Source organism: Kineosporia mesophila, from assembly GCF_021129235.1.
Classification (GTDB): Bacteria; Actinomycetota; Actinomycetes; order Actinomycetales; family Kineosporiaceae; genus Kineosporia; species Kineosporia mesophila.
Window position 1 is genome coordinate 281486 of the sequence record NZ_JAJOMA010000005.1, and the last position, 21731, is coordinate 303216.

Genomic DNA, 21731 nt, shown 5'->3' on the forward strand with positions numbered 1-21731 from the left:
CGCCGTGGCGAAGAGCGGCCCCGATGTGGCGAACGTTCTCGCCGCTGCCCTAGGAGTACCGGCCGTACTGCGGTTCGGGTGCATATCCCCGGCCGGGACCCGGGTCGTAGGCCGGTTCCGGTGTGTAGGAGGCGGGGGGCGGCGCGGGCTGGGTGCGTGGGGGCATCACGTCCGGCGGGAAGTCGGCCAGAGCCATCGCGGCCATCGCCACCCCGGCCGCGCACGGCTCGATCACCGGCACACCCAGCTCGTCGGCCAGTGGACCCCGCAGGTGCCCCAGACCGACACAGCCCAGGATCACCGCCTCGGCCCCCCGGCGGTCGACCAGTTCCCGGCCGGCGACCAGCACGGCGTTCGCCGCGTCGCGCGAGCCCAGGTCGAACTCGCTGCGCCCGATGGCCAGATCGGCCACCACCCGGCCACTCACACCGAGCTTGGCCCAGTAGAGCTCGTGCCGGAACGTGGCCATCGGCACGGTGCTGATCACCCCGAGGCGGCGGCTGTGGGCCATCGCCGAGGTGAGCGCGGCCTCGGCGATCCCGATCACCGGTACCGGCGCGGCCGCGCGCAGCTCGTCAAGACCGGCCTCCGAGAAGGTGGCCAGCACGTAGGCGTCGGCCCGGTGCTGCCCCGCCGTGGCCAGCAACGGACTGACCGCGGCCCGGCCGTCGTCGTCCGACTCGATCGTTCTCGGGCCACCGTAGGACGTGACGGCGGTAGCGGTGACACCCCAGCGCCGGGCCGCCTGGTCCAGCGTCTCCTGGATGCCCGCGGTGATCTCGGCCGAGCTGGTCGGGTTGATGACGACGACATGTGGCATACGGAAGTCCGTTCCCTGACTCGGCACGACGCGCCTCCTGCGCCTGCTCACACGGTACGCGTGAGCGGGTCAAAGCACGCAAAAGTCTCAGTGGGCACTCATGCCGCCAGTTGCTCTTACGACACAACCAGGACTGATACCAGGAGTCGACGGGCTTCCGAAACCGTCAATCCGGCAGATCGGCCGTCTTCGGTGGAAACTCACAACAAACTCGAGACTCAGGGTTGCCGCCCCGCCGAGAACCGCGCCAGATCCGCATTTCGTTACGCCACCGTCCCATCCTCAGGGCAGGTAGGGGGTGCCCGGCAGGTACTTCGTGGTGTAAATGCTCGCCATCTCCGGCAGTTCCCTGATCTGCCCGGCCTGCTTCAGCATCTGCGCGGTCGGCTTCCAGGAGGCGTCGTTCATCGCCAGGTAGCCGTGCTTGTCCTGGTAGGAGCCGGCCCAGAACGTGGCGAGGGTCTTCAGCTCCTGCGCCGTGACCGCCGGGTCGGAGTCCGGGTAGACCTTCGTCATCAGTTCCACCGCCTCGGCCTGGTTCCGCGCGGCCCATTGCATGCCCCGCGCGTAGACGTCGACGAAACCCTTGACCGCGGCCGGGTTCTTCTCGGCGAAGTCGGTGTTGACGTCGAGCACCTGGCCGATCACGTTCTCGTCCTTGGAGTACCAGATCTTCACCGGCTTGCGGCCGAACTCCTGCTCGGCCTCCAGCGGAGCCCGGGTGAGGAACTCGGGGTAACAGTCGACGACCCCCTGGAACAGCAGCGGCAGTCCGGCGTCCTGCGACACCTCGGTGACCTTGCCGTTCAGCCCCTTGTGGTTACGCCAGGCCTGCCAGACCACATCGTCCGCGTCGGTGCTCGCCGTGGCGAGCTTCTTGCCCAGCAGCGTGTTCGGGTCGTCGGCCGTGATGTTCGAGTTCGGGTTGCAGATCAGGCCGGTCAGCGCCAGCGGCTGCACCACCCCGACCGCCTGCACCGGTAGCCCCTGCGCCTGGTTGATCAGCAGCTCCACCCCACCGCCGACCGTCATGTCGTGCTCTCCCGCGCCGACCGACTGCAACTGACTGATCTCACCGCCGGGGGTGGTCACGACGTCCAGCTCGGCCTGCTTGAACCAGCCCTCCTCCAGACCCTTCAGAACGGGCAGATCAGCGGACGTGGGGGTCCAGTCGTAGATCCAGCGCACCTTGGTCACCCCGGCCACCTGCGCGGAGCCGGCCGCATCCGCGCCACCCCCGCCACAGGCGGCCGCGGAGGTGAGGACGCCGACGGCGACGGTCGCGGTGAGGGTCACCCGGATGGTCCGGCGGACGAGGACGGTCTTTGTCATGTCCGTGTTCTCCAGCTGTTCGGCGGAGGGCGGAGTCCGGGCGCACAGCATCGGCGCGCAGAGGGGCGCCGCGCTGACGGAGCTCGGGAGCGGTCCGGCCCGGGCAGGGGACGACCGCGCTCAAGAGGGCCCTGGGGCTCCTGGGGCACCCGAGAATAGCGGACGATTCGCCCGTGTTGTCGGCAAGCTGTTCCAGTTCGATAACTTTCCGTCACCTGTCGGATATACGAATCGGCGATCCGGGCGCTCCGTATTTGAACGGCAACAAAACGCAACCAGGAGAGGGCATTACGCGCCCGACCGGGAAGACGTGACCAGATTCATGTTGCCATTTCATATAGGATCAAGGTTAGGCTGACCTAACCATGACTGAATCGACTACCGCCCCCCGTCCTCTGCGCATCGGGGTGATCGGCGCGGGCCCCGCTGGCATCTATGCCGCAGACATCCTGACCAAGTCCGAGGTCCCGGTCGAGATCGACGTCATCGAGCGGCTCCCCGCTCCGTACGGTCTGGTCCGGTACGGGGTGGCGCCCGACCACCCGCGGATCAAGGAGATCATCAAGGCCCTGCGCCGGGTGCTCGACCACGAGAACATCCGCTTCATCGGCAACGTCAACTACGGCACCGACCTCACCCTCGAAGACCTGCGCGCCCACTACGACGCCGTCATCTTCGCCACCGGTGCCATCGCCGACCGGGACCTCGCAATCCCGGGTGCCGACCTGCCCGGCAGCTTCGGCGCCGCGGACTTCGTCTCCTGGTACGACGGTCACCCCGACGTGCCGCGCGACTGGCCGCTGACCGCCACGAGCGTGGCCGTGCTCGGCGCCGGCAACGTGGCGCTCGACGTGGCCCGGGTGCTCTCGAAGACCGCCGACGAGATGCTGGTCACCGAGATCCCGCCGAACGTCTACGCCGGTCTGAAGCTCAACCAGGCCACCGACGTGCATGTGTTCGCCCGCCGCGGCCCGGTGCAGGTCAAGTTCTCGCCGCTGGAGCTGCGCGAGCTGGCCCACTCCCCCAACGTCGACGTGGTCGTGCACCCCGAGGGCTTCGAGTTCGACGAGGCCAGCATGCGCGCGGCCAACGAGGACAAGCACGTCAAGCAGGTCATGAAGACGCTCAACGCCTGGGTGGGTAAAGACCCGACGGGCAAGCCGCACCGCCTGCACATCCACTTCCTGGAAGCGCCGGTGGAGATCAGCGGCGACGGCCAGGTGGAGAACCTGCGCACCGAGCACATGGAGCTCACCGGCGACGGAAGCGTCCGCGGCACGGGCGAGTTCACCGACTGGCCGGTGCAGGCCGTCTACCGCGCCGTCGGTTACCGCAGCTCGTCACTGCCCGGCATCCCGTTCGACTCCACCCGCCACGTGGTCAGCAACGACGGCGGCCGGGTGCTCGACGCCGACGGCAACCAGGTCGAGGGCCTCTACTGCACGGGCTGGATCAAGCGCGGCCCGATCGGCCTGATCGGCCACACCAAGAGCGACGCCAGCGAGACGGTCTCGCACATCCTGAAGGAAGTCTCGCCCGACCACCCGGCACCGAGCGCCGTGGACATCACGACCCAGCTCGAGCTGAAGGGTGTCAACTACACCACCTGGGCGGGCTGGGACCTTCTGGACGCGCACGAGGTCAGCCTCGGCGAGCCCGAGAGCCGCGCCCGGGTCAAGGTCGTCGAGCGCGACGACATGGTCCGGATCAGCCGCGAGCTGCTGGGCTGATCGGCCCCGGAACCACGCAGAGGCCCCGGCGGACCATCGCCGGGGCCTCTGCTTTGCCCGCTAGCTCAGAAGGCCGAACGCCTTCTCATAGTTCGCGTCGGCCTGGTGGGTGAGAACGCCCACGCACGTGCCGTTCTCGTCCTGGTACCAGACGGTGAAGGCACCGTCGCCGCCGTCCTCGAACAGCGCCTCCTGGTATCCGTCGCCCCAGGCCGCGTACTTCAGCCAGTGGTCGCCGATCTGGCTCCAGAAGCCCGGCGGGTCGGACCATTGCGCGTCCGGTGAGCCCGCTGCGGTCTTCCCCGCGACCTTGCCCATCGTCTCGGCGTCGAACCAGTGCTCGACCGCGAGCGCACGCCCGGCCGCGGTGTTGAACGCGTAGGCCACGTCGCCGGCGGCCAGCACGCCCGGCGCCGATGTGCGCATGTGGGAGTCGACGACGATGCGTCCCTCGTGCAGGTCGAGCCCCGCCGCGGCGGCCAGGTCGGACGCCGGGCGCACACCGACGGCGGTGAGCACCAGGTCGGCGGTGACGTCGTCCTGGCCTTCCAGGACGACCCGGACGCCCGGGCCGGCCGGCTCGATCGCCGTGACACCCGCGTCCACCATCAGCCGAATACCTGCGTCCCGCAGCCAGCCGGTGATGCGGGCACCGGCCTCGTCACCGAGACGCTGTGCCTGGGGCGAACTCTCGTCGGTGATCAGGACGACATCGAGGCCGAGCCGGCGCAGCGACGCCGCCGCCTCGCAGCCGATGAACCCCGAGCCGATCACCGCGGCCGTCCTGGCCCCGTTCGCGGCCCGCTTCAGCCGACGTGAGTCCTCCAGGGTGCGCAGCCGCAGGACCGAGCTGTCGTCCCCTCCGGGTACCGGCAGGTCGGCCGGATTCGATCCGGTGGCGAAAATGCACGACCGGTAGGTGAAACCGGCTCCGTCGCGGGTGTCGGCGCGCCGGGCCCCGACATCGACGCCCGTCACCCGGTCGCGGGCCCAGGTCACCTCCAGCCGCGACAGTTCGCCGGACTCGAGCAGACCCAGGTCCGCTTCGGCGGAGTCGCCGCGCAGGAAGTCTTTGGACAGGGGCGGCCGGTCGTAGGGCGCGTCCGGATCGGCGGAGACCACGACCACCCGGCCCTTGCCGCCTTCCTCCCGGTAGGCACGCACCGCCGACAGGCCCGCCGGGCCGCCACCGATCACGAGCAGATCCACCACCTCGTCAGTCATGCGGCCATCCTCGCGCGCATCTCGGCCTGCGCAACCCTCGCTCCCGGACCAGGCTCCTCAGAGGTGGCCCGACATCCGCGGGCCCCCGTTGTACCGAACGACGTAAGGAGTTTCACCGTGCCCCTCAGCGGAAAGAAGATTGCCTTCCTGGTTGCGGACGAGGGGGTCGAGCAGGTCGAGCTCACCGACCCCTGGGAGGCGGTGAAGAAGGCGGGCGGGCAGCCCGTCCTCATCGTCGGAAGTGACAGCAAGACCGTTCAGGGCTTCAACCACCTCGACAAGGGCGACACCTTCGACGCCGACCTCCCGGTCAGCGAGGCCGTCGCGCAGGACTACGACGGTCTGGTCCTGCCCGGCGGCGTGGCGAACCCCGACGCCCTCCGGACCGTTCCGGAGGCCGTGGCCTTCGTGAAGTCCTTCCTCGACGCCGGTAAGCCGGTCGCCGCCATCTGCCACGCCCCGTGGACGCTCGTGGAGACCGGGGCGGTGAGCGGTCGCACGCTCACGTCGTGGCCGAGCCTGAAGACCGACCTGCGCAACGCCGGTGCGGAGTGGGTCGACCAGGAGGTCGTGGTGGACCTGAAGGGCCCCGGACCCCTGATCACGAGCCGCAAGCCGGACGACCTCCCGGCCTTCGCGAAAGCGCTGGCCTCGGCCTTCTGACCCCACCCTTGACGTCGTGATCATGCGAACCTTCCCGGGGAGGTTTTGCATGATCACGACATATCGGGTTTCGCTCACCCTCCGAGACCAGAACTACCTTGAGTAACTTCAGAAATCTTTCCGTTCCGGCCGCGACGGTCCGCCGCCCAGCCTGCACGATGCGTGGTTTCGCGGCATCGTTCTGACCCGTATAGGGCAGAATGGCCCAGTAGTCGCGGGACTACGTAAAGAGAGGGTCGTGACGGCCGAAAAACGCTGTATCGGAGCGTGTTAGCGTCCGATCATGCTTGAGCTGCGACCCAACTGCGAATCCTGTGACGTGGACCTCCCCGCGGATTCCCCCGATGTCTGGATCTGCTCGTTCGAGTGCACCTGGTGCACCGACTGCGCAGCGTCCTTCGCTGACAATGCGTGCCCGAACGACACGGGCAACCTGGTCTCCCGTCCGCTGCGGGCCCCGGCCAAGCTGGCCGAGTTCCCGGCATCGACCCAGCGCGTGCACAACGCGGAGCTCCAGAAGGCCGGCTGACGACGGATCTCGCCATGCTCAGGCAGTAACAAACTCCTCACTGAAGCGGCATACTGAACTCCGCCGCTCAGTGAGGAGGGACGCTTGCCCGCCGACCGTGTCATGCCGACCGCTGAGGCGGCCGACCTCATAGCGCTGACCCGGCAACTCGCGCACCGTGAGCTCGCACCCCAGGTGGTCCGGCACGAGGCCGACGAGATCTTCCCCCGCGACACCTTCCGCCTGCTCGGGCGGGCCGGACTGCTGAGCCTGCCCTATCCGGGCGAGTACGGCGGCGGCGACCAGCCCTACGAGGTCTACCTCCAGGTGCTGGAAGAGATCGCGACGGTCTGGGCCAGCGTCGGGGTCGGTGTCAGCGTGCACGTGCTGTCCTGCTTCGGCCCGGCCGAGTTCGGTACCCCGGAGCAACGCGAGCGCTGGCTGCCCGGCCTGCTCGGCGGCGAACAACTGGGCGCCTACTGCCTTTCCGAGCCACACGCCGGATCCGACCCGGCCGCGATGCGCACCCGGGCCGTGCTGAGGAACGACGAGTACGTGCTCGACGGGGTCAAGGCCTGGACCACCCACGGCGGGCAGGCCGACTTCTACAAGGTCATGGCCCGCACCGGCACCGGCATCTCCTGCTTCCTGGTGCCGGCGAACACCCCGGGCCTGGAGTCCGATCCGCCCGAGCGCAAGATGGGCCTCACCGCCTCGCACACCACCTCGATCCGGCTCACCGACGTCCGGGTCCCGGTCGAGAACCGCGTCGGGGCCGAGGGCGAAGGGCTGAAAATTGCCCTGAAGGGCCTGGACTCGGGCCGTCTCGGCATTGCGGCGGTCGCCACCGGCCTGGCCCAGGCCGCACTCGACGCCGCCGTGGCCTACGCGCAGGAGCGCGAGACGTTCGGCCGGGCCATCATCGACCACCAGGGTCTGAGCTTCCTGCTGGCCGACATGGCCGCGGCCGTTGAGGTCTCGCGGGCGGCCTACCTGTCCGCGGCCCGCCGGCGCGACCTCGGGCTGCCCTTCACCCGCCAGGCCTCGATCGCCAAGCTGGTCGCCACCGACAACGCGATGCGCGTGACCACCGACGCCGTGCAGGTACTCGGCGGGGTCGGCTACACCCGCGACTTCCCGCTGGAGCGCTACCTGCGCGAGGCGAAGGTGATGCAGATCTTCGAGGGCACCAACCAGATCCAGCGGATGGTGATCGGCCGGTCCCTCGCCAAGGACACGAAAGGCATTATCCGAACAGCGGAAGGATCCTGATGCAGATCTCGAACACCGCGGCGATCGTCACCGGTGCGGCCTCCGGGCTGGGCCGGGCCACCGCGACGGCGCTGGCGGCCGGTGGGGCCCGGGTGTACGGGTTCGACCTGCCCTCCGGTATCGAGAAGGCCGAACCGATCGACGGCGTCACCTACCTGGGCGTGGACGTGACCGACCCGGACTCGGTGGAGACTGCCGTGACCGAGGCGTCCTCCTACGGGTCACCCCTGCGCAGCGTCGTGAATTGCGCCGGGATCGGTTCCGCAGCAAGAATTCTCGGCAAGAAGGGCCGCCACGACATCGCCCTCTACGCCAAGGTCGTCCAGATCAACCTGATCGGCACGTTCACCGTGCTCACCTACGCCGCCGAGCGGATCGCCGAGACCACGGCCGACGAGAACGGCCAGCGCGGAGTCATCATCAACACCGCGTCGGTGGCCGCGTTCGAGGGGCAGGTCGGGCAGGCGGCCTACGCGTCGTCCAAGGGTGGCGTGGTCGGGCTCTGCCTGCCGGCGGCCCGCGACCTGGCCCAGTACGGCATCCGGGTCAACACCATCGCGCCCGGCACGGTTCAGACGCCGATGCTGGCCGGCGTCACCCAGGAGTACCTGGCCGGCCTGGCCGCCGCCGTCCCCTTCCCCCAGCGCCTGGCCCGCCCCGACGAGTACGCCAAGCTCGCCCTCATGCTCATCGACCACGACTACATCAACGGTGAGACCGTGCGCATGGACGGCGCCATCCGCATGCCCCCACGCTGACCCGACCACCAAACCCCCGTGATCATGCAAAACCTCCCCGGAGTTCTAGAACTGTGGGCCTAAGAGTTCTAGAGCACCGGGGAGGTTTTGCATGATCACCAACAAAGAAGGTGAGCCCCCACCCAACCGGAGCCGCCAGCGCGCGGTGCCCACGTCGTCCTCAATTAGAGGCTGACGGGGGGTGGCTACAGAACGTCTGCGAACAACGATCCCGCGTCGTCGGGCGCCTGGACGCCCGGACGCAGGGAGACCGTGACCGCGACGTCGAGCGGCACGACCAGCGGCTCGAACCCGGCCGCCCGGATCGGGGCGGCGGGGGCGATCGGCTCCAGACACAAGACCGGCATACCGGTCATGTCGACCGCGGGCAGCGCGGCCTCGAGGAGCTCGGCGAGCACCTCGTCATCACCCGGGGCATGCAGCGGCATCAGCAGCCAGTGCATCACCGGGGCGCCGGCCATCTCGGCGAGCTGGGCCACATCAGTGCTGTCGTGCAGGCCGGGCGCCAGCCCGAGCCCGACCTTCAGGGCGCCCTCCAGATCGCCGGCACCCGTGGGCACCATCGGCGGAAGCAGCACGACCGCGGCCCTGACCTGGCCGTTCTCATCGGCGACCCAGAACTCACCGTGCTCCAGCCCGACGTGGGTGAGCATCAGCCGGGTGGCCGAGGTGATGTCGTCGCCGGAGACGCCGCCGGGGAGCGGCCAGTCGGCCAGGGACGGCGCCCGCAGCATGCGGGACACCGCGGGGATGTCGACGAGGCGTGCACGACGAACGGTCCAGGCACCTGAGAGGCCGGCCGTACGTGACTCGTTCATGTCTGGATAACTACTGGTGCCGTCTTCGGAGTTCCGCACTCGGTTCCTGTTCACCATCTGGATGTCCATCCGTTCCGGTACGCCGGGGGAGGACCGGTTGTGCGGACCGGCCCCGGGCACGGCGAGGAACGCTACACAGACCCGTCGCGACGCGCCCGCCAAGCGCCGGGCGGGTCGCGGGAATGACGGGGACCGCCAAGTAGTTGCTCAGGCAACGATGTATTGGAGATGATGTCACCGATAGCGGTGACAACCAGCCTGAGCAGGGAGTTCGTGATGCAGTTCGGAATTTTCTCGGTCGGCGACGTGACGCCGGACCCCACCACGGGTCACGAGCCGAGCGAACGCGAGCGGATCAAGGCGATGGTTCGTATCGCCCAGAAGGCCGAAGAGGTCGGCCTGGACGTCTTCGCGACGGGTGAGCACCACAACCCGCCGTTCGTGCCGTCGTCACCCACGACCATGCTCGGCTACATCGCGGCGACCACCGAGAAGCTCATCCTCTCGACCTCGACCACGCTGATCACCACGAACGACCCGGTCAAGATCGCCGAGGACTACGCGATGCTGCAGCAGCTCGCGGACGGCCGCGTCGACCTGGTGATGGGCCGCGGCAACACCGGCCCGGTCTACCCGTGGTTCGGCCAGGACATCCGCAACGGCATCGACCTGGCGCTGGAGAACTACGCGCTGCTGCGCCGGCTGTGGCGTGAGGACGTCGTCGACTGGGAGGGCAAGTTCCGCACCCCGCTCAAGGGCTTCACCGCGACGCCGCGCCCGCTCGACGGCATCCCGCCGTTCGTCTGGCACGGCTCGATCCGCAGCCCGGAGATCGCGGAGCAGGCCGCCTACTACGGTGACGGATTCCTCCACAACCACATCTTCTGGCCGCCGGAGCACACTCAGCGGATGGTGCAGTTCTACCGTCAGCGGTTCGCGCACTACGGCCACGGCACGCCCGAGCAGGCGATCGTCGGCCTGGGCGGTCAGTTCTTCATGCGCAGGAAGTCGCAGGACGCGGTCAGGGAGTTCCGGCCGTACTTCGACAACGCGCCGGTCTACGGGCACGGGCCCTCGCTGGAGGACTTCAGCTCGCAAACTCCGCTGACCGTCGGCAGCCCGCAGGAAGTCATCGACCGCACGCTGAGTTTCCGCGAGTACGTGGGCGACTACCAGCGTCAGTCGTTCCTGATCGACCACGCCGGCCTGCCGCTGAAGACGGTGCTGGAGCAGCTCGACCTGCTCGGCGAGATCCTGCCCACGCTGCGGGCCGAGTTCGCGTCGCGCCGGGCACCGGGTACACCCGACGCGCCTACGCACGCTTCGCTTCTCGCGGCTTCGAAGGCCAAAATTGAGGACGCGTCGGTCTCGTCGGTCTCGTCGGTCTCGTCGGTCGGGAAGTAACAGTCATGGGTACGTCATCGGTGGTCGTGATCAGCGCCGGTCTGAGTCAGCCGTCGTCCACCCGATTGCTGGCCGACAAGCTCGGCGCGGCTGTCGCGGCCGGGACGGACGTCGAGCTCACGGTGATCGAGCTGCGCGATCTGGCGCACCACATCACAAATCACCTGCTGACCGGTTTCCCCACCGGTGAGCTGGTTTCCGCGATCAAGGCGGTCACCGAGGCCGACGCCCTGATCGCGGTGACGCCGATCTTCAGCGCGTCGTACAGCGGACTGTTCAAGTCCTTCTTCGACGTACTGGAGCTGGGCGCCCTCGAGGGCAAGCCGGTGCTGATCGCGGCCACCGGCGGTTCGTCCCGCCACTCGCTGGCCCTGGAACACGCCGTGCGGCCGCTGTTCAGCTACCTGAAGGCGGTCGTCGTGCCCACCGCGGTGTACGCGGCGAGCGAGGACTGGGCGTCGGCCGGCAGCACCGAGTTGTCCGGCCGGGTCGGGCGCGCGGCGCGCCAGCTCACGGCGCTGATGGCCGGGGCGGGTTCCTCGTCCACTGCTGGAAAGTCTGTGGTGAAAGATCCTTTCGCCGATGTGCTCCCGTTCGGCGAGATGATGCGGGCCCGCGGTCTCTGACCTCCCAATCCCCCGTGATCATGCAAAACCTCCCCGGAGTTCTAGAACTGTGACCGCAAGAGTTCTAGAACGCCGGGGAGGTTTTGCATGATCACGACAAGGGGTCAGGGGTGGAAGTAGTGGCCCTCCTCCAGGTCGGCCAGCAGGCCCGGGTACGACGGCGTCCAGTCGAGCAGCTTCCGGGTCTCGTCGTTGGGCATGCGGAAATCGATGCGCACGAAGGGGAACCCGGCGAAGTGCTCGTCGGTCTTCTCGTCCGGGATGCTCTCGGTCGGGATGCCCAGCTTCCGGCCGATCACCTCGGCGATCTTCTTCAGCGGCACACCCTGCTCGGTGGCCGCGTACAGCTGCGCGCCGGCCGGGGCCTTCTCCAGGGCGAGCCGGTACAGCGTGGCGACGTCGCGGGTGTGCGCCGCCGGCCAGGTGTTCTCGCCCGTGCCCGGGTAGCCGGAGATCCCGGTGCGGCGGGCGATGCTGATCATCAGCGGGATGAAGCCGTGCCGGTCGAGATCACTGTGGGTCACCGGCGGGACGGCGAAAGTCACTGACCGAACGCCCTTCTGGGCGTAGTCCGCGATCAGCCGGGTGACCTGGGAGCGCGGGTTGGCGTCGATCGTGACGTTAGCCTTCGCGTCGGCCGTGCGCTGCATGCCGATCCCGAACAGCGCCTTGCCGGTGCCGGCCAGCGCATCACCCAGGGCGCCCACGTGCGTCAGGTCTTTCGCCACCGCCCCGGCGAAATCCCCACTCATCATCAGCTCGTTGCTGAAGGCCAGGTGGATCACCGCATCGGCCTCGGTCGCGGCCTCACGCAGCAGGTCCAGGTCGTCCAGCGACCCGCGCCGCACGTCGGCCCCCAGCTCGCGCACCTTCTTCCCGGAGGCGTCGGACCGGGCCAGCCCGACCACCTCATGACCGGCGCCGACCAGCTCCGGCAGGACCGCCGAACCGATGTGGCCACTGGCTCCGGTGACGAAAACTCGCATGACGTCCTCCTTGATGTGACTGAGTAACATCAAGGTAGCACTGGTGACGTTACCCAGTCACGTCACTAGGCTGTCGTCCATGGCTCGCTGGGAACCGAACACGCGTCTGCGGCTGATCGACGCCGCCGTCGAGCTGTTCGCCGAGAACGGTTACGAGGCCACCACGGTCGCCCAGATCGCCGCCCACGTCGGGGTCTCCAAGATGACCTTCTTCCGGCACTTCCCCGACAAGCGGGAGGTGCTCTTCGCCGGGCAGGAGGAACAGGTGAAGATGCTGCACGACGCCGTCGCCGCCGCACCGGCCTCGGCGACGCCGTTCGAGACCGTGGCCGCCGCCGTCGTCGAGCTGGCCGCGTACTTCCCGCCGGAACGCCGGGAACCCAGTGCCCGCCTGCACGCCGTCGTCGCCTCCCACGAAGACCTGCGCGAGCGGTCGGCCTTCAAGCACGCCCGTCTGGCGCAGGCCCTGGAGCAGGCGCTGATCGAGCGGGCGGTGCCGGCCGCGACGGCGGGCCTGGCCGCGGACCTCGGCGCGCGAGCGCTGCGTGAGGCCTTCGTGCGATGGCGTTCACCGGGTTACGCAACGGATCTGACCGTGCTCGCCCGCGAGACGCTGGACGAGTTCCACGAGGCGGTAGACCTACTGGGCTGATGCCTCAGCGTTCCGGAGTTCTGGAACTCCGGGAACACTTTGCCTGATCACCAGGGAGTGGGGCTTCCAGTCGCTGGCCCGGTGACGACGTGGGGTGTTCGTCACCCTCGCGGGCCAGGAACGCCACGCCGGTCAGCACCGTGATCAGCCCGGCCACCTCGAGGCTCAGCAGGGCCGGGTCGGAGCTGGGGGACTCGCTGAACACGAGCACGCCGAAAGTGACCGCGATGACCGGGTTCACCACGTTGAGCACCGGTAGTGAGTGCGACAGCGGCGCCCGGTTGTAGGCGTACTGGTTGCTGAGGAACCCGGATGCGCCGAGCCCCGCGAGCACGTAGATCGGCCAGGTGGTGAGGGCTTCCCAGATACTGGCCGACGACGTGACCACCTTGATCATCGAGGCGATCAGGCCGAAGATCAGGCCGCCGGCGATGCCCATGAGCAGACCGGCCCGGGTGGTGGGTGCTCGCGTGGCCAGCCACCAGGTGACGGCCGCGGCGCAGCCGGCCACGGCGACGAAGACCAGTGCCGATCTCGAGCTGACGTCGGGTGAGCTCTCACTGCTGCGCGCGCCGACGAGGAACACCGCGATCCCGGCCGCCACCACGACCACCCAGATCATGATGCGGGGCTGCGGCCACCGGCGATCGAGCACCGCGCGGAAGACGAACGCGAAGACCAGCCCGGTGACGACGATCGGCTGTACCACCGCCAGCGACCCGAGCCTGAGGGCGACGGCGTGCAGGCCCAGACCCCCGAGGCTGGCCGCGATCCCGGCCAGCCACGTCGGCTGGTTGGCGAGGTGCCGCAGCAGGTGCGCCAGACCCCGCAGGCCTCCCGGCCCCTCGGGGGCACGGGAGGCGCTGTGGTGCATCAATGCGGTCGACGCACCGAAGGCGATCGCGTCGAGAAAGGCGACCAGGATCGCTGGTGCGTTCACCGTCTACTCACGTGCTTTCTCTCAGGTGGCGGTGGGCCCGGTAACCACGGGCGGACCGCCGTCGCTGTGCCCCAGTTCCTTCAGCCGACGGTAGTGGCTGATCGTGGCGGACGTCAGGGTCGGGTACTCCACGTGCGGAAGCCCGGAGGCCTGCACCACCTTCGCCACCACGGTGGTGTGCAGCTGCGGCAGCTGGTGCCGCGGGGCCACCGGCTTGAGGTGGTGAGCCAGGTGATGGGTCATGCCACCGGTCAGCCAGCGCATCGGCAGGCTGCCGGTGTTGAACGAGGCCGTGGTGGCGACCAGGTGCTTGGACCAGTCCTTCGGCGCCGGCTGCTCGTCCGGCGCGTAGAGCCCTTCGTTGATGTGCCCGACCACCAGCACGATCGCGGCCTGGACCGCGCCCAGGCTCATGGCCACCATGAAGTAGAGCGCGAACTTGCCCGGCCCCAGCAGGATCCCGTACGGACTGATCACCAGTGCCCAGAAAGCCTTCTCGAACAGCCACTGGCCCAGCCGCACCCGGAAGGGCGGCACCTCCAGGCCGATGATGTTGCCCTTGCGCACGTAGGTGATCTGGCTGTCCAGCTCGCCCACCCAGGCGAACGCGTAGAGGAACCACGCATAGAAGTGCTGATAGCGGTGGATCGGCTTGCGCTCGATGCCCGGGTGCATCCGGACCGTGGTGTTACGGGTGGCCTCGTCCAGCGGGTACACCTGCGACGACCGGTGGTGCACACGGTGTTTCAGGGTCCAGTGCTGCACGAAGAAGCCCAGCGGGATGGCCGTCTGGGTGGCGAGGACGTTCGGCCAGGTCTTGCGGGAGAACCGGCGGTGACCGGCGTCGTGCAGGATGGTCAGGGTGCCGGTGGCGAAGGTCAGGCTGAGAGGTAGTGCAGCCAGCAGCAACCAGGGCCAGCTCGGGGCGATCAGGGCGACGGCGAGCATCTGTGCGTGATTGAGAAGGCCGATGGCGGCCCAGTCTCGCCAGGGCTCGCCCCGGTGCCGGTCGCTGCGGCGGGCGCTCAGGCGCCGGGCGACGCCGAGTGTGCTCTCCCGGTCGGCGGACTCGGCGTTCCCGCCCTTGCCCGCCCGCCGCTCGAACCGCGAAGTAATGATGGTCATGATTGCCTCATAGCCGGTCGTGCCTCCATATTCGCCGCACGGGAATCCGGTCGGACGGCTCCCGCGAACGCCTGGCTGACTGCTTGGCCCATGGTGCATGAAGCCGACTCGAATCATCGGAATCAGGCAGACCTAACCTTACGGTCCAGCCCCGGAAGAAACCCGGCGACGACCGGCGACGCCTTGCTCGAGAACGCCGAAAGATTATCAATTCAGCAGGTCAGAAGCCCCTCGGGCGCCACCTTGGAATAACCCCTGACTGCCTCCGGGATTTCCCGGGACCCCTGCCGCCGGGGTTAGGAATATCCTTTTATCGTGATTTCACACGAGTCGTGGCATTACCTACCTTGCTAGTCCAGTCCAAGGTGAGTTGAACCGCATATGTCCAGTTCCGGAATTCCGACTCCCGGCGTTCTTCGTCCATTTCGGGCAGCCATTCCGCGGCCAGGTGCCAATTACGGCGCAGACCTTCCAGGTCGGACCAATACCCCACGGCCAGCCCCGCCGCGTAACCGGCTCCGAGGGAAACCGTCTCGGCCACCATCGGGCGCACCACCGGCACGTCGAGCACATCCGCGACGAACTGCATGAGCAGGTTGTCGGAGGTCATCCCGCCGTCGACCTTCAGCGCCTTCAGCCGCAGCGAGGAGTCAGCGTTCATCGCGTCGAGCACCTCCCGGGTCTGCCAGCCGGTCGATTCCAGCACCGCCCGGGCCAGGTGTCCCTTGGTGATGTAGCTGGTCAGGCCGGCGATCACCCCGCGGGCCTCGGGCCTCCAGTGCGGCGCGAACAGACCGTAGAACGCGGGGACGATGTAACAGCCACCGTTGTCGTCGACCGTACGGGCCAGGGTCTCGATCTCGGCGGCGCTGCCGATCAGCCCCAGGCCGTCGCGGAACCACTGCACCAGCGAGCCGGTGATCGCGATCGAGCCCTCCAGCGCGTAGTGGGCCGGCTCCCCCGCGATCTGGTAGGCCACCGTGGTGAGCAGGCCGTGGGTCGAGGCGACCAGCTCGGTGCCGGTGTTGAGCAGCAGGAAACTACCCGTGCCGTAGGTACATTTCGCCTCACCGGCGGAGAAACAGGTCTGCCCGAACAAGGCGGCCTGCTGGTCGCCCAGGGCCGCCGCGATCGGCACGCCCTGGAGCGGGCCGCGCCCGGTGCCGTAGGTCTCCAGCGAACCGCGGATCTCCGGCAGGATCGCCTCCGGGATGCCGAAGAAGTCGAGCAGATGCGAATCCCATTCCAAGGTACGGATGTTCATCAGCATGGTGCGGCTGGCATTGGTGACGTCGGTGACGTGCGCCCCGCCGTCCGGCCCCCCGGTGAGGTTCCAGATCAGCCACGACTCCATGGTGCCGAACAGCACCTCGCCCCGCTGCGCCCGCTCCCGCAGGCCCGGCGTCTCGTCAAGCATCCAGCGCAGCTTCGGCGCGCTGAAGTAGGAGGACAGCGGCAGGCCGGACAGCTGCGGAATCTGCTCGGCGCCCGGGGCGCGCAGCATCTCCTCCACCATCGCGTCGGTGCGGGTGTCCTGCCAGACGATGGCCCGGCGCACGGGCTTTCCGGTCTTGCGCTCCCAGATCACGATGGTCTCGCGCTGGTTCGCGATGCCGACGGCGGCGATGTCGGTGGCAGTGGCGCCGACGTCGCCCAGGACGCGGTTCACCACCTTGTCCACGTTGCGCCAGATCTCTTCCGCGTCATGCTCCAGCCAGCCGGGCTTCGGGAAGTACTGGTGATGTTCCAGCTGGGCCACGGCGACCAGCTGACCGCCGTGGTCGAACAGGATCGAGCGGGTGCTCGTCGTGCCCTGGTCGATAGCCATCACGAATCGCGGCTTCACACTTGCGTCCTCAAGGTCGTCAGTTCCCGGCCGACCGCGCGGGCGCACTCCTGCACCAGGGCGAGCAGCCGGGGGCGGGGCACCCCGGCCGGGTCGAGAAGGCGGTCTACCGCACCGTGGATACCGATGGCTCCCACCACCAGACCCCCGAGCCCGGTCAGCGGGGCGGCGATACCCGCCATGTCCATCTGGTGCTCCCCCCGCTCGACGGCCCACCCCTGGCGCCGGATCCGGGTCAGCTCGGCGGTCAGGGCGCTGCGGGTGATGAGGGTGCGGGCCGTGTAGAAGGTGAGCACGTCCTGGACGGCCACGGGGTGGAAGGCCAGCAGCACCTTCCCCAGGGCGGTGGCGTGACCGGGCAGCACGGCGCCGACGTCGGCCTTCTGGGCCGAGTGGTCGGGGCGGAACACGTAGTGGACCACGCGGGCGTCGCCACCCTCGGGCACCACCACCCGCACCGCCTCACCGGTGCGCGCGGCCAGTGGGTCGGCCCAGTTCATGCTGCGCGCCCGCAGCTCGTTCGGGTCCACCAGGCCGCCGCCGAGCGCCGCCAGCCCGGCACCCAGCAGATATTTGCCCGTCACCCGGTCCTGGTCGACGAACCCCACGTCGTTCAGCGTGCGCAGGATGCCGTGGGCCGTTCCGCGCGAGAGCTGAACGGATGAACTGATCTCCGTCAGACGCAGGGGACCCGGCGCCGCGGCGAGCAGACGCAGGATCGCGGCGGCACGCTCGATGGACTGGATCGAGCCCGGCATGCGGCCAACGTAGACCGGTCAGCGGATGTTCGACAATGTCGACAGAGAGGCGTGTCGCTGTGGCCAGCGTTTTCATAGCGTCGAAGGACCCCGAAACATCGGGGCAACAATCATCAGATCGAGGGTGACGCCATGCCAACGACGGCAAGCGCAGACGGTCAGACGACCGCATCCGAACCACCGAGCGGGCAGCTGCCCTCCGCCACCCGGCGGATTCCGAGCCTGGCCGGTGAACTGGCCGCCGAATTCTTCGGCACCGGCATCCTGATTCTCTTCGGCGTCGGGGTGGTGGCCCAGGTGGTCGCCGGCGGCATCGGGGACCACGACAGCATCACCTGGGCCTGGGGCTTCGGCGTCATGCTGGGCGTGTACGCCGCCGGCCGGATCAGCGGGGCCCACCTCAACCCCGCGGTGACCATCGCTCTCGCGGCCTACCAGGGCTTCCCCTGGAAAAAGGTCCTGCCGTACTCCCTGGCCCAGACCGCCGGCGCCTTCGTCGCCGCGCTGATCGTGCGCTGGAACTACACCGACCTGATCGCGATGGTCGACCCCGGCCACACGATCAAGACCCAGGGCATCTTCAGCACCCTGCCCGGTAACGGCGCCCTGCCGATCGGTCAGGGCGGCGCACTGCGCGACCAGATCATCGGTACCGCGATCCTGGTGTTCATGCTGTTCGCCATCGGCGACGCCCGGAACTCCGCCCCGCTGGGCAACCTGGCCCCCGTCGTCGTCGGTCTGCTGATCGTCGCGATCGGTATGGCCTGGGGCACCCTCGACGGCTACGCCATCAACCCGGCCCGTGACTTCGGCCCGCGTCTGGCCTCGTTCTTCACCGGATACGGCGGGGCGATGCGTGATCAGAACGGCGACTTGTTCTTCTGGGTCCCGATCATCGGCCCGATCATCGGCGCCCTGATCGGTGGGGCCCTCTACAAGTACGGCCTCCAGATCTTCCTCCCCAAGGCCGAAACCCCGGAAACCGCCAGCGCTGGCGCAAAGGAGCTCTAAGTCATGGCAGATCTCGTCGGTGCAATCGACCAGGGCACGACCAGTACGCGTTTCATGCTTTTCGACCACGAGGGCAACGAGCGGGGCAAGCACCAGCTCGAGCACAGCCAGATCATGCCGCAGGCCGGCTGGGTGGAACACAGCCCCGTGGAGATCTGGGAGCGCACGCGGTCGGTCATGACCAACACGCTCAACGGCCTGGGCCTTCAGCCCTCCGACCTGGCCGCGCTGGGCATCACGAACCAGCGCGAGACCACGGTGGTCTGGAACAAGAAGACCGGCCGGCCGTACTACAACGCGATCGTCTGGCAGGACACCCGTACCGACCGCATCGCCTCCGCCCTGGAGCGCGAGGGCAAGGGCGACGTGATCCGGCAGAAGGCGGGCATCCCGCCGGCCACCTACTTCTCGGCCGGCAAGATCCAGTGGATCCTCGAGAACGTGCCCGGTGCGCGTGAAGACGCGGAGAAGGGCGACGCGGTCTTCGGCAACACCGACAGCTGGCTGGTCTGGAACCTGACCGGTGGCGTCAACGGTGGCAAGCACGTCACCGACGTGACCAACGCCAGCCGCACCATGCTGATGAACCTGGAGACGCTGGACTGGGACGACGAGCTGCTGGGGTTCTTCAACATCCCGCGCCAGATGCTCCCGGAGATCAAGCCCTCGTCCGAGCCGTCCTGGTACGGCGAGGTCGTCGACCCCTCCGGATTCCACGGCATCCCGATCTCCGGCATCCTCGGCGACCAGCAGGCCGCCATGGTCGGCCAGGTCTGTTTCGCCGCCGGCGAGGCCAAGAACACCTACGGCACCGGCAACTTCCTCCTGCTGAACACCGGTAACGAGCTTGTCCGCTCGAAGAACGGCCTGCTCACCACGGTGTGCTACCAGTTCGGCGACAGCGCCCCGGTCTACGCCCTGGAAGGGTCGATCGCGGTCACCGGATCGGCCGTGCAGTGGCTGCGCGACCAGCTCGGCATCATCTCCGGCGCCTCGGAGGTCGAGACCCTGGCCCGCAGTGTCGAGGACACCGGGGGCATGTACTTCGTGCCGGCCTTCTCCGGCCTCTTCGCCCCGTACTGGCGCAGTGACGCCCGTGGAGCGATCGTCGGGATGTCGCGGTACAACACCAATGCGCACCTGGCCCGGGCCACGCTGGAATCGATCTGCTACCAGAGCCGGGACGTCTCCGAGGCCATGGAGGCCGACTCCGGGGTGCACGTCGATGTGCTGAAGGTGGACGGTGGGGTGACCGCGAACGAGCTGGCCATGCAGCTTCAGGCGAACATTCTCAACGTGCCGGTCAGCCGGCCCGTGGTCGCCGAGACCACTGCCCTGGGTGCGGCCTACGCGGCCGGCCTGGCCGTCGGGTTCTGGCAGAACACCGACGAGCTGCGGGCGAACTGGAACGAATCGAAGCGCTGGACGCCGGAGTGGTCCGACGAACAGCGCAGCAGCGGTTACGCGGGCTGGAAGAAGGCCGTGGACCGAACGATGGGATGGGTGGACGTAGATTGAGTACCACGCAGGAACCGTTCAGCCCGGCCGGCCGTGAGGCAGCACTGGCACGACTGGCATCAGAGGAACTCGACGTCCTGGTGATCGGGGGCGGGGTGGTCGGGGCCGGTGCGGCTCTGGACGCCGTGACCCGTGGCCTGAACACCGGTCTGGTCGAGATGCGGGACTACGCCGCGGGCACCTCCAGCCGATCGACCAAGCTGTTCCACGGTGGCCTGCGTTACCTGGAGCAGTTCAACTTCGCCCTCGTCTTCGAGGCGCTGAAGGAGCGGTCGCTGAACCTGGAGACCCTGGCGCCGCACCTCGTGCACCCGGTGGAGTTCATCTACCCGCTGACCAAGGCGTTCGATCACGCCTACGTGTCACTGGGTATGGGCGTCTACGACGTCATGGGCTCGGGCCGGGGTGTACCGCACCACATGCGGTACATGCGCCGGGCCAAGGCGAAGGAGTCGTTCCCCTCGGGCAAGGGCTCGGAGATCTCCGGTGCCATCTCGTTCTACGAGGGCCAGGTCGACGACGCCCGTCACACCATGATGATCGCCCGGACGGCGGCCAACTACGGTGCGGCGATCGCGAACAGCACCCGGGTCGAACGGTTCCTGCGTGAGGACGACCGGGTCATCGGGGTTGTCGCCCGGGACCTGGAGTCGGGCAAGGAGTTCGAGATCCACGCGCAGCACGTGATCAACGCGGCCGGCGTGTGGACCGACGAGATCCAGGAGATGGTCGGCGGACGCGGCTCGTTCCGGGTCCGCGCCTCCAAGGGCGTGCACGTGGTGGTCCCGCGCAACCGCATCAACAGTGCCACCGGGATCATCCACCGCACCGAGAAGAGCCTGCTCTTCATCATCCCGCGGGGCAGTCACTGGGTGATCGGCACGACGGACACGGACTGGGAGCTCGACAAGGCCCACCCGGCCGCCAGCCAGACCGACATCGACTACCTGCTGGACCACGCGAACGCCCTGCTGGCCGACCCGCTGACCCGGGACGACGTGGTGGGTGTCTACGCCGGGCTCCGGCCGCTGCTGGCCGGGGAGAGCGAGTCCACCAGCACGCTCTCCCGGGAGCACGCGGTGGCCAGCCCGGTGCGGGGCCTGACCGTCATCGCGGGTGGGAAGTACACCACCTACCGGGTGATGGCCAAGGATGCCGTCGACAACGCGGTGCACGGCCTGGACCGGGTCGTCGCACCGTCCTGCACCGAGCGCATCCCGCTGATCGGGGCCGACGGCTATTTCGCGGCCTGGAACAACCGGCAGGCGATCGCCAGGCGGGCCGGGCTGCGGGTGCACGTGCTGGAGCACCTGCTCAACCGGTACGGCAGCCTGTACACGCAGCTGCTCAGCCTGATCGAGGAGCGGCCCGAGCTGGGTGAGCCACTCACCGGTGGCGACGAGTACCTCAAGGCCGAGGTCGTGTACGCGGCCTCGCACGAGGGGGCTCAGCACCTGGACGACATCCTCGCCCGTCGTACCCGCCTCTCGATCGAGGTGCGGGACCGCGGGGTCGAGGCCGCCCAGGAGGTTGCCGCGCTGGTGGCCCCGATCCTCGGGTGGGACGCCGGCCAGACCGCCCGCGAGATCGAGCACTACACCAAGCGGGTCGCGGCGGAGATCGAGTCGCAGAAGCAGCCCGACGACCAGACCGCCGACTCCGCGCGTCTGGGCGCACCCGACGTCCGGGTGGGCATCCCCTCAGCCTGATCGGCTGATCCGCAAGACTTCGCGGCCGTCC

General features: G+C 68.5%; 20 protein-coding genes. 11 read left to right on the forward strand and 9 right to left on the reverse strand.

Annotated features, from left to right (window positions below; genetic code table 11):
- Positions 1 to 49 precede the first annotated feature (49 nt).
- Entirely contained in the window at positions 50 to 820 is a 771-nt protein-coding gene (locus LR393_RS09645; protein ID WP_231483234.1) for an aspartate/glutamate racemase family protein, read from the reverse strand.
- Between the two features lie 282 nt (positions 821 to 1102).
- On the reverse strand, positions 1103 to 2152 hold the full coding sequence (locus tag LR393_RS09650; RefSeq protein ID WP_231483235.1) for an ABC transporter substrate-binding protein: 1050 nt from the start codon (positions 2150 to 2152) through the stop codon (positions 1103 to 1105).
- A 365-nt stretch (positions 2153 to 2517) separates the two neighbouring features.
- On the opposite strand from LR393_RS09650, the gene LR393_RS09655 reads away from it, so the two are divergent.
- Entirely contained in the window at positions 2518 to 3882 is a 1365-nt protein-coding gene (locus LR393_RS09655) for an FAD-dependent oxidoreductase (RefSeq protein WP_231483236.1), read from the forward strand.
- Positions 3883 to 3942: 60 nt separating this feature from the next.
- Here the strand turns inward: LR393_RS09655 and LR393_RS09660 are convergent, their stop codons facing one another.
- Entirely contained in the window at positions 3943 to 5106 is a 1164-nt protein-coding gene (locus LR393_RS09660) for an NAD(P)/FAD-dependent oxidoreductase (RefSeq protein WP_231483237.1), read from the reverse strand.
- Positions 5107 to 5223: 117 nt separating this feature from the next.
- On the opposite strand from LR393_RS09660, the gene LR393_RS09665 reads away from it, so the two are divergent.
- The 4 genes from LR393_RS09665 to LR393_RS09680 all read left to right on the forward strand — a co-directional run bounded on the left by LR393_RS09665 (position 5224) and on the right by LR393_RS09680 (position 8307).
- Entirely contained in the window at positions 5224 to 5769 is a 546-nt protein-coding gene (locus tag LR393_RS09665) for a type 1 glutamine amidotransferase domain-containing protein (protein WP_231483238.1), read from the forward strand.
- Positions 5770 to 6052: 283 nt separating this feature from the next.
- A complete protein-coding gene (locus LR393_RS09670; RefSeq protein ID WP_231483239.1) occupies positions 6053 to 6298 on the forward strand; it encodes a DUF1272 domain-containing protein in 246 nt (81 codons plus the stop codon).
- Positions 6299 to 6382: 84 nt separating this feature from the next.
- Entirely contained in the window at positions 6383 to 7549 is a 1167-nt protein-coding gene (locus LR393_RS09675; RefSeq protein WP_231483240.1) for an acyl-CoA dehydrogenase family protein, read from the forward strand.
- On the forward strand, positions 7549 to 8307 hold the full coding sequence (locus LR393_RS09680; protein WP_231483241.1) for an SDR family oxidoreductase: 759 nt from the start codon (positions 7549 to 7551) through the stop codon (positions 8305 to 8307). The genes LR393_RS09675 and LR393_RS09680 overlap by 1 nt, the downstream gene beginning before the upstream one ends.
- Before the next feature lie 185 nt (positions 8308 to 8492).
- Here the strand turns inward: LR393_RS09680 and LR393_RS09685 are convergent, their stop codons facing one another.
- A complete protein-coding gene (locus LR393_RS09685) occupies positions 8493 to 9125 on the reverse strand; it encodes a hypothetical protein (RefSeq protein WP_231483242.1) in 633 nt (210 codons plus the stop codon).
- A gap of 276 nt (positions 9126 to 9401) precedes the next feature.
- On the opposite strand from LR393_RS09685, the gene LR393_RS09690 reads away from it, so the two are divergent.
- Positions 9402 to 10529 carry an LLM class flavin-dependent oxidoreductase gene (locus tag LR393_RS09690; protein WP_231483243.1) on the forward strand — a complete coding sequence of 376 codons (1128 nt, stop codon included), beginning with the start codon at positions 9402 to 9404 and terminating at the stop codon, positions 10527 to 10529.
- Positions 10530 to 10534: 5 nt separating this feature from the next.
- Positions 10535 to 11155: an FMN reductase gene (locus tag LR393_RS09695; protein WP_231483244.1), complete on the forward strand. Its 621-nt coding sequence runs from the start codon at positions 10535 to 10537 to the stop codon at positions 11153 to 11155.
- Positions 11156 to 11259: 104 nt separating this feature from the next.
- Here the strand turns inward: LR393_RS09695 and LR393_RS09700 are convergent, their stop codons facing one another.
- Entirely contained in the window at positions 11260 to 12141 is an 882-nt protein-coding gene (locus tag LR393_RS09700; RefSeq protein WP_231483245.1) for an SDR family oxidoreductase, read from the reverse strand.
- 79 nt (positions 12142 to 12220) lie between these two features.
- Between LR393_RS09700 and LR393_RS09705 the strand changes: the two genes are divergently transcribed.
- Positions 12221 to 12793: a TetR/AcrR family transcriptional regulator gene (locus tag LR393_RS09705; protein WP_231483246.1), complete on the forward strand. Its 573-nt coding sequence runs from the start codon at positions 12221 to 12223 to the stop codon at positions 12791 to 12793.
- Positions 12794 to 12797: 4 nt separating this feature from the next.
- On the opposite strand, the gene LR393_RS09710 is transcribed toward LR393_RS09705, so the two are convergent.
- From LR393_RS09710 to LR393_RS09725, 4 genes are all read right to left on the reverse strand, one after another.
- Entirely contained in the window at positions 12798 to 13733 is a 936-nt protein-coding gene (locus LR393_RS09710; RefSeq protein WP_231483247.1) for a DMT family transporter, read from the reverse strand.
- A 21-nt stretch (positions 13734 to 13754) separates the two neighbouring features.
- The gene (locus tag LR393_RS09715; RefSeq protein WP_231483248.1) at positions 13755 to 14858 is read right to left on the reverse strand and encodes a fatty acid desaturase family protein; all 1104 of its coding nucleotides are present in this window, start codon (positions 14856 to 14858) and stop codon (positions 13755 to 13757) included.
- 310 nt (positions 14859 to 15168) lie between these two features.
- Positions 15169 to 16686 carry a glycerol kinase GlpK gene (gene glpK, locus LR393_RS09720; protein WP_269326977.1) on the reverse strand — a complete coding sequence of 506 codons (1518 nt, stop codon included), beginning with the start codon at positions 16684 to 16686 and terminating at the stop codon, positions 15169 to 15171.
- 14 nt (positions 16687 to 16700) lie between these two features.
- Positions 16701 to 17462: an IclR family transcriptional regulator gene (locus LR393_RS09725; RefSeq protein WP_231483250.1), complete on the reverse strand. Its 762-nt coding sequence runs from the start codon at positions 17460 to 17462 to the stop codon at positions 16701 to 16703.
- Between the two features lie 132 nt (positions 17463 to 17594).
- On the opposite strand from LR393_RS09725, the gene LR393_RS09730 reads away from it, so the two are divergent.
- Genes LR393_RS09730 through LR393_RS09740 form a run of 3 tightly spaced genes read left to right on the forward strand, consistent with a single transcriptional unit; the run spans position 17595 to position 21700 of the window.
- Entirely contained in the window at positions 17595 to 18473 is an 879-nt protein-coding gene (locus tag LR393_RS09730; protein WP_231483251.1) for an MIP/aquaporin family protein, read from the forward strand.
- A gap of 3 nt (positions 18474 to 18476) precedes the next feature.
- Entirely contained in the window at positions 18477 to 19991 is a 1515-nt protein-coding gene (gene glpK, locus LR393_RS09735) for a glycerol kinase GlpK (RefSeq protein ID WP_231483252.1), read from the forward strand.
- On the forward strand, positions 19973 to 21700 hold the full coding sequence (locus LR393_RS09740; protein WP_407937301.1) for a glycerol-3-phosphate dehydrogenase/oxidase: 1728 nt from the start codon (positions 19973 to 19975) through the stop codon (positions 21698 to 21700). The genes glpK (LR393_RS09735) and LR393_RS09740 overlap by 19 nt, the downstream gene beginning before the upstream one ends.
- Positions 21701 to 21731: the final 31 nt, after the last annotated feature.